Annotated in this window: 15 protein-coding genes; 6 read left to right on the forward strand and 9 right to left on the reverse strand. The window is 35.5% G+C overall.

Features of this window, described 5'->3' with window-relative positions; genetic code table 11:
- Window positions 1–130 precede the first annotated feature (130 nt).
- Both rpe and chrP read right to left on the reverse strand, forming a co-directional pair.
- Window positions 131–781 carry a ribulose-phosphate 3-epimerase gene (rpe, locus tag EG359_RS01265; RefSeq protein WP_076355781.1) on the reverse strand — a complete coding sequence of 217 codons (651 nt, stop codon included), beginning with the start codon at window positions 779–781 and terminating at the stop codon, window positions 131–133.
- A gap of 115 nt (window positions 782–896) precedes the next feature.
- The gene (gene chrP / locus EG359_RS01270) at window positions 897–1,970 is read right to left on the reverse strand and encodes a chryseobasin maturation metalloprotease ChrP (RefSeq protein WP_076355779.1); all 1,074 of its coding nucleotides are present in this window, start codon (window positions 1,968–1,970) and stop codon (window positions 897–899) included.
- Window positions 1,971–2,021: 51 nt separating this feature from the next.
- Between chrP and EG359_RS01275 the strand changes: the two genes are divergently transcribed.
- Window positions 2,022–2,726: a DUF4294 domain-containing protein gene (locus EG359_RS01275; protein ID WP_076355777.1), complete on the forward strand. Its 705-nt coding sequence runs from the start codon at window positions 2,022–2,024 to the stop codon at window positions 2,724–2,726.
- 23 nt (window positions 2,727–2,749) lie between these two features.
- On the opposite strand, the gene EG359_RS01280 is transcribed toward EG359_RS01275, so the two are convergent.
- Both EG359_RS01280 and mnmD read right to left on the reverse strand, forming a co-directional pair.
- The gene (locus EG359_RS01280; protein ID WP_076355775.1) at window positions 2,750–3,166 is read right to left on the reverse strand and encodes an NUDIX domain-containing protein; all 417 of its coding nucleotides are present in this window, start codon (window positions 3,164–3,166) and stop codon (window positions 2,750–2,752) included.
- Window positions 3,167–3,288: 122 nt separating this feature from the next.
- The gene (gene mnmD / locus EG359_RS01285; protein ID WP_076355773.1) at window positions 3,289–3,963 is read right to left on the reverse strand and encodes a tRNA (5-methylaminomethyl-2-thiouridine)(34)-methyltransferase MnmD; all 675 of its coding nucleotides are present in this window, start codon (window positions 3,961–3,963) and stop codon (window positions 3,289–3,291) included.
- 85 nt (window positions 3,964–4,048) lie between these two features.
- Between mnmD and EG359_RS01290 the strand changes: the two genes are divergently transcribed.
- From EG359_RS01290 to EG359_RS01305, 4 genes are all read left to right on the forward strand, one after another.
- Window positions 4,049–5,119 carry a branched-chain amino acid aminotransferase gene (locus EG359_RS01290; RefSeq protein WP_076355771.1) on the forward strand — a complete coding sequence of 357 codons (1,071 nt, stop codon included), beginning with the start codon at window positions 4,049–4,051 and terminating at the stop codon, window positions 5,117–5,119.
- 128 nt (window positions 5,120–5,247) lie between these two features.
- Window positions 5,248–5,760 (forward strand): FKBP-type peptidyl-prolyl cis-trans isomerase, encoded by a 513-nt coding sequence (locus tag EG359_RS01295; RefSeq protein WP_076355769.1) that lies wholly within the window; start codon window positions 5,248–5,250, stop codon window positions 5,758–5,760.
- A gap of 81 nt (window positions 5,761–5,841) precedes the next feature.
- Window positions 5,842–6,879 (forward strand): peptidylprolyl isomerase, encoded by a 1,038-nt coding sequence (locus tag EG359_RS01300; RefSeq protein WP_228422314.1) that lies wholly within the window; start codon window positions 5,842–5,844, stop codon window positions 6,877–6,879.
- A gap of 143 nt (window positions 6,880–7,022) precedes the next feature.
- Window positions 7,023–7,244 (forward strand): hypothetical protein, encoded by a 222-nt coding sequence (locus tag EG359_RS01305; RefSeq protein WP_076355765.1) that lies wholly within the window; start codon window positions 7,023–7,025, stop codon window positions 7,242–7,244.
- Between the two features lie 71 nt (window positions 7,245–7,315).
- Here the strand turns inward: EG359_RS01305 and EG359_RS01310 are convergent, their stop codons facing one another.
- Window positions 7,316–7,561: a hypothetical protein gene (locus EG359_RS01310; protein ID WP_123867243.1), complete on the reverse strand. Its 246-nt coding sequence runs from the start codon at window positions 7,559–7,561 to the stop codon at window positions 7,316–7,318.
- A gap of 598 nt (window positions 7,562–8,159) precedes the next feature.
- Between EG359_RS01310 and EG359_RS01315 the strand changes: the two genes are divergently transcribed.
- Window positions 8,160–8,438: a hypothetical protein gene (locus tag EG359_RS01315; RefSeq protein WP_076355761.1), complete on the forward strand. Its 279-nt coding sequence runs from the start codon at window positions 8,160–8,162 to the stop codon at window positions 8,436–8,438.
- A 375-nt stretch (window positions 8,439–8,813) separates the two neighbouring features.
- Here EG359_RS01315 and EG359_RS01320 read toward each other — a convergent pair whose 3' ends face one another.
- Genes EG359_RS01320 through EG359_RS01335 form a run of 4 tightly spaced genes read right to left on the reverse strand, consistent with a single transcriptional unit; the run spans window position 8,814 to window position 14,242 of the window.
- Window positions 8,814–10,172: a M20/M25/M40 family metallo-hydrolase gene (locus EG359_RS01320; protein ID WP_076355757.1), complete on the reverse strand. Its 1,359-nt coding sequence runs from the start codon at window positions 10,170–10,172 to the stop codon at window positions 8,814–8,816.
- Window positions 10,173–10,175: 3 nt separating this feature from the next.
- Window positions 10,176–11,537, reverse strand: a complete 1,362-nt coding sequence (locus EG359_RS01325) for a M28 family peptidase (RefSeq protein ID WP_076355755.1) — start codon at window positions 11,535–11,537, stop codon at window positions 10,176–10,178.
- Window position 11,538: 1 nt separating this feature from the next.
- Window positions 11,539–12,942 (reverse strand): M28 family peptidase, encoded by a 1,404-nt coding sequence (locus EG359_RS01330; protein ID WP_076355753.1) that lies wholly within the window; start codon window positions 12,940–12,942, stop codon window positions 11,539–11,541.
- Between the two features lie 55 nt (window positions 12,943–12,997).
- Window positions 12,998–14,242 (reverse strand): DUF1015 domain-containing protein, encoded by a 1,245-nt coding sequence (locus EG359_RS01335; protein WP_076355751.1) that lies wholly within the window; start codon window positions 14,240–14,242, stop codon window positions 12,998–13,000.

The raw sequence follows: 14,242 nt of genomic DNA on the forward strand, positions 1-14,242 counted from the left end.
AGTTGTTAGTAAGAAGAATTTAGACATTTAAAGAATCTTGAAAGAAAATTAATAACCACGACGACTCAAATTCCAGCGAAAAGGCAGCTCTATAAGAACTGCCTTTTTGTTTATTTGAATCTGTTTTATTTTAGATTTTCAAAAGCTCAATGGTTCTTTCCGGACTTTCTGTAGAGAATACTGCGTTTCCTGCAACTAGAACATCTGCTCCGGCTTCAAAAAGCTTTGAGGCATTGTCAAGATTTACTCCTCCGTCTACTTCAATAAGAGCTGTAGAATTATTGCTTACAATAAGATCCTTAGTTTCAGCAATCTTTTTGTAAGTGTTTTCAATGAATTTCTGTCCTCCAAATCCTGGATTTACACTCATTAATAATACCAAATCTACATCAGCAATAATATCCTCCAGCATTAAAACGGGAGTAGATGGATTTAAAACAATACCGGCTTTTACTCCTTTGCTCTGAATGTGGTGGATAGTTCTGTGAAGGTGTGTACATGCTTCATAATGTACAGAAATTAGATCTGCACCATGGTTGATAAATTCATCAACATATTTTTCAGGTTCCACAATCATTAAGTGAACATCCACGAATTTTTTAGCATGTTGCTGAACAGTTTTCATTACAGGAAAACCAAATGAAATGTTAGGTACAAATCTCCCGTCCATTACATCAATATGGAACCAGTCGGCCTGGGAGTTGTTGAGCATTTCAATGTCTCTTTGCAGATTCCCAAAGTCTGCAGATAAAAGGGATGGAGCAATAAGCTTCGTTTTCATTTTTACTTTATATTAGATATTTAGAGTCAGGAATCAAAAGTTAGATACGTTGAAAATAAGTGTTTTCTATCCATATTTAAGTCTCTTGAATCTTGTGTCTTGCATCTTGATTCTATTAATGATACTTCAGTTTCATTTCGGGCTTAATCTTCAGAACGGTTTCGTAGATAAGCTTGATGACGTTTCCTACATCTTCCTTAGACACCATTTCCACTGTTGTATGCATATAGCGCAAAGGTAAGGAAATTAATGCACTTGGTACTCCGCCGTTGGAGTGGGCAAAAGCATCAGTGTCTGTTCCTGTTGCTCTGCTTGCCGCTGCTCTTTGATAAGGGATTTTTTCAGTTTTTGCAGTGTCAATAATCAACTCTCTGATGGTATGGTGAACACTTGGAGCGAAGAATACAACTGGCCCGTCGCCACATTTCTGATTTCCTTCTTTTTCCTTTTCAATCATTGGGGTTGTAGTGTCGTGGGTAACGTCTGTTACAATCGCAATATTAGGTTTAATGGTATCAGCAATCATGTCTGCTCCGTATAATCCAACTTCCTCCTGTACGGAATTAGTGATGTAAAGACCAAACGGGATGGATTTTTTATTTTCCTTTAAAAGTCGTGCTACTTCAGCAATCATAAAGCCTCCAATTCTGTTGTCCAAGGCTCTGCACACGAAATACCTGTCATTCATTTCGAAGAATTCATCAGGATAAGTGATCATGCATCCTACAAAGATTCCCATTTCTTCCACTTCTTTTTTGGAAATAGCTCCGCAATCAATGAATATATTTTCAATTTTGGGAGTAGGTTCATTTTGATTGCTTCTGGTATGAATGGCCGGCCATCCGAATACCCCTTTTACAATTCCTTTTTCTCCGTGAATGTTAACTACCTTGGATGGAGCAATAGTCTGATCTGAACCTCCATTTCTGATGACGTAGATTAACCCTTCATCAGTTATATAATTAACATACCATGAAATTTCATCAGCATGAGCCTCAATAACTACTTTAAATTCCGCTTCAGGATTTATGATACCATAGCATGTTCCGTAATGATCCACTTCAATTTTATCTACATATGGTCTGATATAGTCCATCCAAACCTCTTGTCCCCTGTGTTCATAACCAGTTGGTGATGAAGTGTTTAAATATTTCTCTAAAAATTTCAAAGATTTCTTTTCAAATTTCATAAAAAGGAATGATTTTTGCGTTTAATTTTTGTTCTTATAAGTGTAAAAATAATGAATTTTAGTAAGATTATCTGCCTTTTTATTTTCTTTTTGGGAGTCAGTGTTTTTGGTCAAAAGGATTCTGTGGTAGCAAAACCCCTCAACCAATATCCACCCGAGTCTCTGAAGGTAGATGAATTTGGCAATAAGTATTATTACGACCAACAGCAGAAGGTGAAGATCTATGAAGTGAACGGAGAGCCTGTAGTAGTAATGGATGAGTTGGTTTTGGTTAATAAGCCTAGGTTTAATAATCAGTTGGATAAAAATTACTATTATTTCCTTAATAAGAAATTGTACAGAGTATATCCGTTATTTGTAACTGCTTTGCAGCAGTACAGAGATATTCAGGTAGATATGAATGATATGGATAGTAAGGCTAAAAGAAAATTTGTAAGAGAGAGACAGAATATTCTTGCAGATCAGTATGAAAAACAACTGAGAGATCTTACAACCACTGAAGGGCAGGTTTTTGCCAAGCTCATGAATAGAGCTACCGGTAAAAATGTATATGAAATCATTAAAGAACTTAGAGGAGGATTCAGTGCTTTTTGGTGGAATTTAAAGGGTAAGATGGCTGATATTGATCTTAAGGAGCGATATAATCCCCATACCAACAGAACCGATGAATTTGTGGAATCATTACTTCAGTCCAATTGGAATTCAGGATATCTGAAGCCTTATCCTGGGGCAAGTGACTTTAAGGTAAAGAAATAAATATAAAATTCCTGTAAGTAATCTTACAGGAATTTTTCTTTTAATTTATCAAATACAATTTTGTCTATAGGCAAAGGAAAAGGATTGTCTGGTCTGTCAATATCCATCCATTCAGTTCTTTCAATACATGGATCCATAATAAGAAATTCATTTTCATCTACAATGTTTACAATATAATATATGGTAAGCAGTTGTTCATTTTCTCTGAAGCGGGAAACCAGAAAATCCTCCTGTGTATAAAAATGTTCTGCAATATCGATCTTTACATTAAGTTCTTCATCAAATTCACGATGCAGGCAGTCTAATGTTCCTTCTCCGTATTCCAATCCGCCACCAGGAAATTTCACTAAAGGTTCACCGGCATATTCCTCAAACAAGGTTAAAACTTTTTTATCTTTTACCGCACAGCCATACACTCTAATGTTGATCTTGTCTATCATATATATAATGTAAAATAATTGTATAGCTAATGTAAGGAATTTTTATGAGGCGTATAGAGGTAAAAAAGCTAAAATAACAAAACAATAACTTAGCCTATTAAGCATAACGCTCATTTGATATCTTACAGCTTCACAGCATTAATCATCTCTCTTTTCCCCGGAGGCCCTTGTTTTTTTTCTACATTAAAATTAAGCTCCTGTAGGATTCTTCTTACACTCCCTTTGGAAGAGTAGGTTGTTAATAATCCGTTAATGGCCATTTTGTCAGAAACCATTTCAAATAAAGGTTTTTCCCAAAGATCTGGTTGTACTCTTGCCCCAAAACAATCAAAGTAGACAAGATTAATTTTAGGCAGATCTATGTTCTTTAGATCAAAAAAGTCACATTCTATCTTTTTTAAGTTGAATCCACTAATGATTTCAACTGGCTTTTCCCAATCTGCTAGATGAATTTTCTGATAAATATTTTTTAACTCTGGGTTATCAAAAAGTTCAAAATAGGCTAAATCCTTAACTTCCGATTCATTTATGGGGTATTTTTCAAGAGAAAAATAATTGATGACATGATTTTTGTCAGTTTTTAAATATTCATTAATTGTCACTAAAACATTCAAACCTGTTCCAAAACCCAGTTCTAAAATATTAATTTCGCAATCATTTATTAGATTTAATCCATTTTTGATAAACACGTGTTCTGCTTCCTGAAGAGCTCCGTGGTGAGAATGGTAGTTTTCATTTAAATCATTGATAAACAATGTTTTACTTCCGTCGTTTGTGGTCTTTATCTCTCTTTTCAAGCTATTTTTTTGTCAAATTTACTCTAAAATTTTTATATTTAGAAAATTATGTTAAATTTGTAGAACATCGTAAAAATTTTAAAAAATGATAATTCAAAAAACTGAAAACTCCAGAATTTCTACATTTGACCCAAACAATTTTTCTTTTGGTGGTACATTCATTGATCATATGATTATATGTGAGTACGAAAATGGAAAATGGGGTGATGTAAAATTAGTTCCTTACGGTCCCATTCCATTTACACCTGCTATGATGGGGGTAAACTATGGACAAGCTTGTTTTGAAGGGATGAAAGCCTATAAAGACAAAGATGGGCAGGTTTTCCTTTTCAGGCCTGAAAAGAATTTTGAACGTATCAACAAGTCAGCGAAGCGTCTTGCTATGCCTGAGGTGACTGAGGAAATGTTTTTAGACGGATTAAAAGCATTAGTAGATATTGATAGAGACTGGATTCCTCAAGGAGAAGGAATGTCATTATATATCAGACCTTTGATTTTTGCTACAGAAGAAGCTTTGAAAGCTAGAGTTTCTGAAAAATATATGTTTGCTATTGTTGCAACACCAGCTAAAAGCTATTATTCAGAACCAGTTTCTGTAAAAATTTCTGATCACTATTCAAGAGCAGCAAACGGTGGGGTAGGTTCTGCAAAAGCAGCAGGGAACTATGCCGCTTCTTTCTACCCAACTCAATTGGCTATTGAAGAAGGATATGAGCAAATTATCTGGACTGACGATGCTACTCACGAATATTTTGAAGAGAGTGGTACAATGAACGTATTTGTAAGAATTAACGATACAATTTATACACCTCCAACTTCTGAGAAAATTCTTGACGGTGTTACAAGAGACAGCTTCCTTCAATTGGCTAAGAAAAGAGGAATTGAAGTAAAAGTAGAACCAATTCCTGTGAAAACTGTAATTGAAGCTCAGAAGAATGGTACTTTGAAAGAAGTTTGGGGAGTAGGTACAGCAGTAGTTACAACAGTATTCCAGGCTTTAGGATACCAAGGTGAGAAACTGGCGCTTCCAAAATTATCTGATGCAGATAGCTATGCAGCTACCCTTAAGAAAGACTTGGTAGATCTACAAAACAATCTTTCTGAAGATCCATTCGGATGGAGAGTAGTGGTAGATCACGCTTTAGAAACAGTTTAATCTTAACTGATAAAATCATATAGAAGCCGGGAAATTCCCGGCTTTTTTTATTTATATTAAATTGTTATGGTAAATCCTAGGATAAGTTTTGTAATTAATTCATGAAATGTGTATTTTCGCATAAGTTTATGAAAAAATTACTCTTCATATCAGCCATAAGCCTGTTGAGTTGCAATAGAAATGCACAGACGGCTCATCCTCCTGTAGGAGGTGTTTTAAGCCAAAAAGATCTGGATGTTTCTAAGAACAGGATGAAAAATCTGAATGTTATAGAAAGAGGTCAAATCCAGGACTGGATTAACGGACAATCGGTCAAGTATTATCCTACGCAGCTTAACTATTGGGTTACGGTGGATGGCTATGATCGCAGGAAAAGGAGAATAGATAATACTCTTATCTCTTACTCATATGAATTGTACGATTTTGATCAGACAAAGATCTATGATCAGCCTTTTGAAAGAAGAGATGCCAAATTCGGGCATTTTGATGAACTGAAAGCGGTGGAAAATGCTTTGCGTTTTATACATGATGGAGAGGAAGTAACGCTTTTGGTGCCGTCTTCTTTAGCTTATGGAACTTTTGGAGACGAAAAGAAAATAGACAACGATATCCCATTAATCATAAAATTAAAAGCTTTATAATACATGAAATTGTTTAACAAAAATATAATTCTGGCAGCGGCAAGTATTTCGCTGATGAGTTGTACCCCAATTTATAAAAAAATGAACGTAGACAAAGAAACTTACGAAGGTCTTAATGACGGACTTTATGCTAATCTTCAAACCACAAAAGGTAACTTAATTGTTAAGTTTGAGGACAAGAAAGCACCAGTAACTGTAGCCAACTTTATCGGTCTTGCAGAAGGGAAAATCGATAACAAAGCTAAGGCTAAGGGAGTTCCTTACTATGACGGAACTATTTTCCACAGAGTGATCAAAGATTTCATGATTCAAGGAGGTGACCCTCAGGGAACAGGAATGGGAGATCCGGGATATAAATTCGAGGATGAAAGAAATGACCTTAAACATACAGGAAAAGGTATTCTTTCTATGGCGAACTCCGGACCAAATACAAACGGTTCTCAGTTCTTCATCACTGAAGTAGCTACACCTTGGTTAGACGGAAGACACACAATCTTTGGAAAAGTGGTAAAAGGTAATGATGTAATTGATGCTATTGCTAATGTTGAAAAAGGAGCTCAGGATAAGCCTAAAACAGATATCGTTCTAGAGAAAGTTTCTGTTTTCGGAAAAGGTGATGAGTACAAAAACTACGATGCTGCTAAGACTTTCAACGAAGGAAAAGCTAAAATTGCAGAAAACAACAAAGCTTTCATCGCTAAAGAAGAGGCTGAAAAAAAGAAAAAAGAAGAAGAATTTAAGGCAAACCAGGAAAAACTAGTTGAAAACCTAAAAGCTGGAATGCAAAAAACTGAATCAGGTCTTTACTATAAAATCACTAAAACAGCTGATGGTAAAGCTCCAAAATCTGGTGATAACGTATCTGTACACTACGCTGGAAAGTTAGTAGACGGAACTGAGTTCGATTCTTCATTCAAGAGAAACGAGCCAATTGAAATTCCAATTGGAATGGGAAGAGTAATCAAAGGATGGGATGAAGGTATCCTATTGTTAAAAGAGGGTGAGACTGCTACTTTATTGATTCCACCAGCAATGGGTTACGGAGAAAGAGGTGCAGGAGGAGTTATTCCACCAAACTCTTGGTTAGTTTTCGATGTTGAGCTTGTAAAAGTAAAATAATTGAATCTTTTTTAAGATATGAAAGCCGTTCTGAAAAGAGCGGCTTTTTTTGTTTTTATAAAAGTACCGTAGAAATCCGGATTTCTATAAATGAAAAATATTTCTATCTTTATCAATCACCAATGAAACAAAAATAAAAGAACATGTTTGATCTAAATTATGATTTAATAAAACAGGAAATAGAATCTGAAGTTTGTAAAGAACATAACCTACATCCGGAGTTTGTAAAAACAGATGATGGATTTGGAATTAAAGCCTGTTGCCAGCCTTTTCACACAGAGCTAGTCGCAAAATCTGAAAAAATTATTGAGGTAGAAACTACAAAGTTCCTTGATAAGATGATGAAAGATATCTTTAATGAATAGATTTTGAAAGTATAATTTATAAAAAAACCGCCCCAAAAGGGCGGTTTTTCAGTAAAAGAAAGATTAAAAAGTTATATGTTTCTGCTTGATCTTTTCTTCATTCCTGTTCCGGCTAAGGAACTGATGAATACAAGACCAAAGCCGATATAGGCAGCAAATGCTGTCAGATATATAATTAAGCTGTTAAAGCTTGGTTTCGAGGTGTATATCAATACAGAAAAGACTGCAAAACTTAAAACCAATAACAGGCTCAAGATATGCATTTTCGCTGCGTCTTCATTTCTCTTAAAAATCATTTCAAAAAAGGCTCTCATCATTACTTACATTTTAAGGGTTATACATTAATTAACTAGAATAAAGCAACGCAATCATCAAGGTAAAAAGAATGGCATATTCTCTTACTGGGCTAAGGTTCATGATGACTTTGCCGTTTATCTATGTCATTATACCGGGCTTAGAGTCCGGGATTTATAATTTTTTGAATCAATAAATGATTCATAGGGTTTTTAAAATGATACCAGTTAGATACGGGGCATAATTCTGCAGTAACAAATTAACCGAGTGTTAATCTATCACATTCCCGTATCTTTTACGGCATCGTAGAAAAAAAAGGATTCATATACATCAATATGAACTTTGAATCAGTGGAAAACTGAAAATCCACAGAAAACCTTTTTTCTCATCCTTAGTGTTTTTTTAATTTTTTCTCGAAAAATTAAATGCCAATTTCATGCCAAAGTGATAACTCTACTATTAACAGTTTGAGTTATTTTACTGTAATGTGTTGTTTATGAGTTTATCTAGTGTGATATTTCCTTAAACGAAGAAAAAGCTTTATTTTTAAATTCATTATATTGTAAATGATGAAAATGAATTTTATAAAATGTTTTCAATGAAGTTATTTAAATTAGAAAAATGAATCATGAAAATTTGATTAAATGGATTAACAGATCAATCGATGATCTTCTGCAGTTGTCAGGCCAATATTGTTGGAATAGGATTTCTTTAAATCTTGTTTTTATTCTATCTGATTCTAATGAATTTGATGGAGCAGATCTTTTTAAGCGGAGAGAATCTAGAAAAATGATAAATAATTCAAAAACACCAATCACTTTAGACGCTGCAATAGAAGTGTTAAATAATGAGTATCATGATCTTTATGATATCAATTTATATATTTTCAAAGCTGATTAAAAAGAAACTTTGATTGAAATTCAGTATTATAGAAAATCAAACTTTGAAATAGATTATTTTGCTAAAATAAAAGATAATCCGCCTATGTTTCATTCTAAGATTTCAATACCATCTTATGCATTGGGGGTGGGTAAGTTCGATGTAAATTGGGAATCGGGCGGAGGAATAAATCATGTCTGTAAGAATTTATTATATCAATTAATGAGAAAGTAAAAAAATAGATTATTAATTCAATACAAAGTTTTTTATGTAATTGCTACTTACAATGTTTACAAATTTTAACATTTCCAAAAAGTAGAGGATTGATTAAAAGAATAGAATAAATTTGCTATTAAAAAGACCGTTTCAAAACAGAAACGGTCTTTTTATAAAATTTTACCAGTTTTTATCAATCATATAAATAACCTGAGTCATTGTTATAGCTCCTAGTAGAAGTTCTCTTCTGTTTACTTTTTCAAAGGTATCTTCTTCTGTGTGGTGGATATCAAAATAACGTTGAGAATCCGGCATTAATTCTGCGGCAGGAATTCCCATGTCATGAAGTGGATAGAGGTCGGTTCCTGAAAATTTTTCTTCAAAATTATAGACTCCGTATGGAAGGAATAATTTTGACCAGCCCTGGATTTGTTTTCTTTTGGAATCATCCATGTCAAGAGCAATTCCTCTTGGGGCAAAACCTCCGGCATCGGATTCTATGGCAAAAAGATGCTTTTCATTGTTTTCTTTTACTGTTTTTCCATATTGAATTCCTCCTTTTACGCCATTTTCTTCATTGGCGAAGCAAACGACTCTGATGGTATGGTTGTTTTGTATTCCTAGTTTTTTAAATGTTCTTAGTACTTCAATGCTTTGAACAATTCCTGCCCCGTCATCATGTGCCCCTTCACCCACGTCCCAAGAATCAAGGTGTCCACCCACTACAATTACGCTTTGATCTTTTTTGCCTGTGATCTCACCAATAACGGAGTGAGAGAGCTTTTCTCCTTTCATTCCGCAGTTGGAATTAAGTTTTGCGGTGATTTTTTGATTTTTCAATAAGGTTTCAAGTTCGTCTGCTGTGGTACTTCCAATGGCTACAGCGGGTATTTTGGAAACACTTTCGTCATAACGCATGGCTCCTGTATGGGGAATATCATCAAATGCAGAGGAAAGCGATCTTACAATGGCAAATTTTCCACCTTTTTTGGCTGTTAATGAAGCTGCAGTTGACCTGTATTTTGAAGCATCACTGTATCCTTTAAAGGTTTCAATGAATGATTGTTTGAAAGCGTAATTAAAGAATACGATTTTATCCTTTACCTTTTCGGCAGGGAGTTGGTTGTATTCTTCCATAGATTTTACCATGATAATTTCTCCCGAAATATCCTTGCCACCAGTTCCTTCAGAGTTTCCTAAGGACAGCATTTTAAGGTTTTTCCAGCTTCCGTTGGCGGCTTTGATGTGTAGGGATTCTTTTCCCCTTACCCAGACAGGGATCATGACTTCCTGAAGCCATACCTTGTCTGCTCCTGCATCACGAAGTTTTTGCTCTGCCCATTTTACGGATTTTTCATAGGCTTCTGAACCGCTTAAACGATGGCCGATATTTTTTGTAAGTTCTCGCAAATCATTGTATCCTTTTCCATTGTTTAAAACTTCCAGGGAGATTTTACTGAACTGTAGAGAATCTTCTTTAGACTGGCCAAAAACAGCCATACCAAAAAGTAATAATGAGGTTCCTAGTATCTTTTTCATTGTTTACCAATTTTTATCAATCATATAAATAAGTTGTGTCATAACCGTTGCTCCAAGCAGTAACTCCCGGCGGTTTACTTTTTCAAAAGTATCTTCTGCGGTGTGGTGAATATCAAAATAACGTTGCGGATCCGGAACAAGCTCTGCCGTTGGAACACCCATTTCGTGAAGCGGAGCAATATCTGAACCTGAATATTTTCCTTCAAAATTATAAACGCCGTAAGGTAAAAATAAGTTTACCCAGCTTTTGATCTGATTCCTTTTAGCATCATCCATTTCCAGTGAAATTCCTCTGGGAGAAAAACCTCCGGCATCGGATTCTATGGCAAAAAGATGTTTTTCATTGCTTTCTTTAGCTGTTTTTCCATATTGTTTTCCGCCTTTTGTTCCGTTTTCTTCGTTTGCAAAACAGACGGCTCTAATGCTATGGTTGTTTTGTATTCCTAATTTTTTGAATGTTCTTATTACTTCAATACTCTGAACAATTCCTGCGCCGTCATCATGTGCACCTTCACCCACGTCCCAGGAATCAAGATGTCCGCCAACTACGATTACGCTTTGGTCTTTTTTACCTGTAATTTCGCCAATAACGGAGTGGGAGAGTTTCTCACCTTTCATTCCGCAGTTGGAATTGAGTTTTGCGGTGATCTTTTGACTTCTCAATAAGGCCTCAAGTTCGTCTGCTGTTGTATTTCCTATTGTTACCGCGGGAACTTTTGCAATATTGTCCTCATACTTCATGTTTCCAGTATGAGGGACGTCGTCAAAAGCAGAAGACAGAGATCGAATAATGGCAAATTTACCTCCTTTTTTTGCTGTTAATGAAGCTGCCGTTCTTCTATAGGCTCCTGCTTCACGATAGGCAATAAAAGTTTGCACATGCCCTTGATTGAAGGGATAATTAAAGAAAACAATCTTGCCTTTTACTTTTTCTGCTGGTAACAGGTCATATTCTTCCAGAGATTTGACCATGATGATTTCTCCTGAAACATCCTTACCATCAGTTCCTTCAGAGTTTCCTAAGGACAGCATTTTAAGGTTTTTCCAGCTTCCGTTGGAGGTTTTGATGTGTAGGGATTCTTTTCCTCTTACCCATACAGGGATCATGACTTCCTGAAGCCATACTTTGTCTGCTCCTGCTTCACGAAGTTTTAGCTCTGCCCATTTTACAGATTTTTCATAGGCTTCTGAACCGCTTAAACGATGGCCTATATTTTTTGTAAGTTCTCGCAAATCATTGTATCCTTTTCCATTGTTTAGGGTTTCTGTTGAGATTTTGTTGAACTGTATGGAGTCTTCTTTAGTTTGCCCTGATAAAAAGGTTACTCCTAAAGTGATTAATGATAGGTTTACAATCTTTTTCATGTTACCAGTTTTTATCAATCATAAAAATCAACTGTGTCATGGCTACTGCACCCAAGAGAAGTTCTCTTTTATTTACCTTGTCAAAAGTATCTTCTGCAGAGTGATGGTAATCAAAATAACGCTGGGTATCTACAACCAGTTCTGCCAATGGAATATCCAGTTTCTTCAACGGGGAAATATCTTGTATGGCGTAGGTTTGATCGAAGTCATAAATTCCGTAAGGGAGGAAGTAGTTTTTCCATTCGAAAATTTGTTTTCGTCTTTGTGGAGGCATGTCCAACGAGAATCCTCTTGGAGAGTACCCTCCAGCATCTGTTCCTAAGGCGAATACGTGTTTTTCTTCTTTCTTTTTCACATAAGCAGCATACATTTCACGACCTTGTCCACCGTTTTCACTATTGGCATACAAAACCACCCGGATGGTGTGATTATTTTCATACCCAAGGGCTTTTAAGGTTCTTAAAACTTCAATGCACTGGGCAACTCCTGTTCCATCATCAATGGCTCCTTCGCCAATATCCCAAGAATCAAGCTGAGCACCTAAAACAATCACTTTAGAATCTTTTTTACCCTGAATTTCAGCAATAATATTTGGATTTGTTGTGCTGCCTTTAGATTCGGCTGTCATGTTGATTTTAGCCGTAACTTTTTGCTTTTTTAATGTTTTTTCTAATTCATCCGCTGATCTTACTCCTATTGATAAAGCTGGTATTTTCACTTTATCATCTGGTTCGTAGTAAATCATTTTGGCATGAGGGGTGTCATCATTAGCGGTTGTTAATGATCTTATAATTAATGCTTTTGCACCTGTTTTCGCAATTACGGACGCGGAAATTAATTTTGATTTTGCTGTCAGTAAATAGGAATCACTTGTATTCACAATGGTAGGATCCATAGGTACATTCACGAAAACTATTTTGTCTTTTAGTTGACCTATTGACATGGCATTAAGTTCTGAAGTGGAATTAATTAAAATAATTTCCCCCATTAGATCTTTTCCTCCTGTTCCTTCAGAGTTTCCGAAAGATAGCATTCTGATATTTTTCCAATCTCCATTTTCTGTTTTTATTTGTAGAGACTCTTTTCCTCTGATCCAGATGGGAGCTTTGGCTTCTTGCCGCCAGATCATGTTAATACCAATTTCCTTGAACTTTTTTTCCGCCCATTCGGTTGCTTTTGCGTATCCCGAAGTAGCACTGAAACGTGGACCTATTCCTTTGGTAAGTTCTGCAAGGTTTTCATAGGCTGTACCATTAGTTAAGATCTCGTCAGAGATATTTTTGAATTCATCATGGTAGTTGAATTTGACTGTGGTATTTTTTTTTGCCGGATTTTTATGTGGCTTTTTCTGAGAAAATAAAAATCCACTCAAAAAGAGTGGAAGTATAATGAATATTTTTTTCATTTTTTATTTACCTTTCTTTTTCCGATGTTAAAAGTAGGGAAAAAATAGGAATTTATTAAGGTTTCATGTCGTACATTAACAGGGCTGTAATCAATTTTGGCTCGATGAATGTACATTTTGGAGGCATACTTAATTTTAAGTCTGAAATTTTAATCATATCATTAAAACTTACAGGATAAATACCGAAACCTACCTTGCCTTCGTTGTTATCTACCTTTTCTTTTAAAAGATTAATTCCGTTAAGGTTAGATGTACCTTTCACATAGGAAATTAATTCAGAGCTATCCGGATCTTCTATTTTTAAAATACCCTTGAATATGTACTTGTCTAATAAATGGTGATCCAGGTTATCCAATGACATTTCCTTTGAACGAAGATCATGCTTCACGTGAAGAGAATAGAATTTACCATCTAAATACATTGAAATATGGAATTTCTGAGATGGGAAATACGATGTTTCTCCTTTTTCGTGGATGAGGAAATATTCTTCAAGCTGCTTTAGGAAATCTTCTTTTGAAATCCCATTCAGGTCGTGCAAGATTCTGTTGTAATCGTGAATCTTAATGGATTGGTTGGAAACAATAAAACTGTATACAAAGTTGTAAAGTTCTGTGCCGTTATGTCTCTTGTTCTTATCTTTGTGACGTTTTGCATTTATTGCTGTAGAGCCAATTCTATGGTGTCCGTCGGCAATATAAAATGAATCAATCTGGTCAATCACTTCTTTAAACTGCTGTAGTTTTAAGCGGTTGTCTATTCTCCAGATTTTATGTCTGATCCCAATGGTGTCTACATGATTGAAGATGGGAACGTTTTTTTCCTCGTGGTTCATCAGCAACTCAATTTTTGAGTTGGCAGGGTAGGTAAGAAGTACAGGTTCTGCCTGCAGATTTACTTTTTCAAGGTAATGAGCCAGTTTTTCCTTTTTCTGTGGAATGGTACTTTCATGTCTTTTGATTTTTCCATTCCAGAAATCCTCAATACTTGCCAATCCCAGAAGTCCTCTGAAAATCTGCTTATTAGGATATATCTGCTCATAAAGATAGTATGCAGAATTATCCTGGACCAATTTTTTTTCGTCCAGCAGTTCTTCAAAGGTAGAACGGATTTTCCTCAGGTTCCGGTCAATATCCTTGGATTTACTTACAACATATGGCTTAATCATATTGATGTAGGTATTTTCAACCTGAGCTTTCTCAGCGATTTCTTCCTGGGTAAAATTATCCAGTGGATGGGTAGGGAAAGTATCCTCAAAGTCTCTGTGAGGTCTTATTCCACGGAAAGGTTTAAAAACAGGCAT

This window comes from Chryseobacterium joostei, assembly GCF_003815775.1.
Classification (GTDB): domain Bacteria; phylum Bacteroidota; class Bacteroidia; order Flavobacteriales; family Weeksellaceae; genus Chryseobacterium; species Chryseobacterium joostei.

Coding starts and splice junctions, on each gene's coding strand:
- rpe (WP_076355781.1), bottom strand. CDS start 781: ATGAAAACGAAGCTTATTGCTCCATCCCTTTTATCTGCAGACTTTGGG.
- chrP (WP_076355779.1), bottom strand. CDS start 1,970: ATGAAATTTGAAAAGAAATCTTTGAAATTTTTAGAGAAATATTTAAAC.
- EG359_RS01275 (WP_076355777.1), top strand. CDS start 2,022: ATGAATTTTAGTAAGATTATCTGCCTTTTTATTTTCTTTTTGGGAGTC.
- EG359_RS01280 (WP_076355775.1), bottom strand. CDS start 3,166: ATGATAGACAAGATCAACATTAGAGTGTATGGCTGTGCGGTAAAAGAT.
- EG359_RS01290 (WP_076355771.1), top strand. CDS start 4,049: ATGATAATTCAAAAAACTGAAAACTCCAGAATTTCTACATTTGACCCA.
- EG359_RS01295 (WP_076355769.1), top strand. CDS start 5,248: ATGAAAAAATTACTCTTCATATCAGCCATAAGCCTGTTGAGTTGCAAT.
- EG359_RS01300 (WP_228422314.1), top strand. CDS start 5,842: ATGAACGTAGACAAAGAAACTTACGAAGGTCTTAATGACGGACTTTAT.
- EG359_RS01305 (WP_076355765.1), top strand. CDS start 7,023: ATGTTTGATCTAAATTATGATTTAATAAAACAGGAAATAGAATCTGAA.
- EG359_RS01310 (WP_123867243.1), bottom strand. CDS start 7,561: ATGATGAGAGCCTTTTTTGAAATGATTTTTAAGAGAAATGAAGACGCA.
- EG359_RS01315 (WP_076355761.1), top strand. CDS start 8,160: ATGAATCATGAAAATTTGATTAAATGGATTAACAGATCAATCGATGAT.
- EG359_RS01320 (WP_076355757.1), bottom strand. CDS start 10,172: ATGAAAAAGATACTAGGAACCTCATTATTACTTTTTGGTATGGCTGTT.
- EG359_RS01325 (WP_076355755.1), bottom strand. CDS start 11,537: ATGAAAAAGATTGTAAACCTATCATTAATCACTTTAGGAGTAACCTTT.
- EG359_RS01330 (WP_076355753.1), bottom strand. CDS start 12,942: ATGAAAAAAATATTCATTATACTTCCACTCTTTTTGAGTGGATTTTTA.
- EG359_RS01335 (WP_076355751.1), bottom strand. CDS start 14,242: ATGCCTGTTTTTAAACCTTTCCGTGGAATAAGACCTCACAGAGACTTT.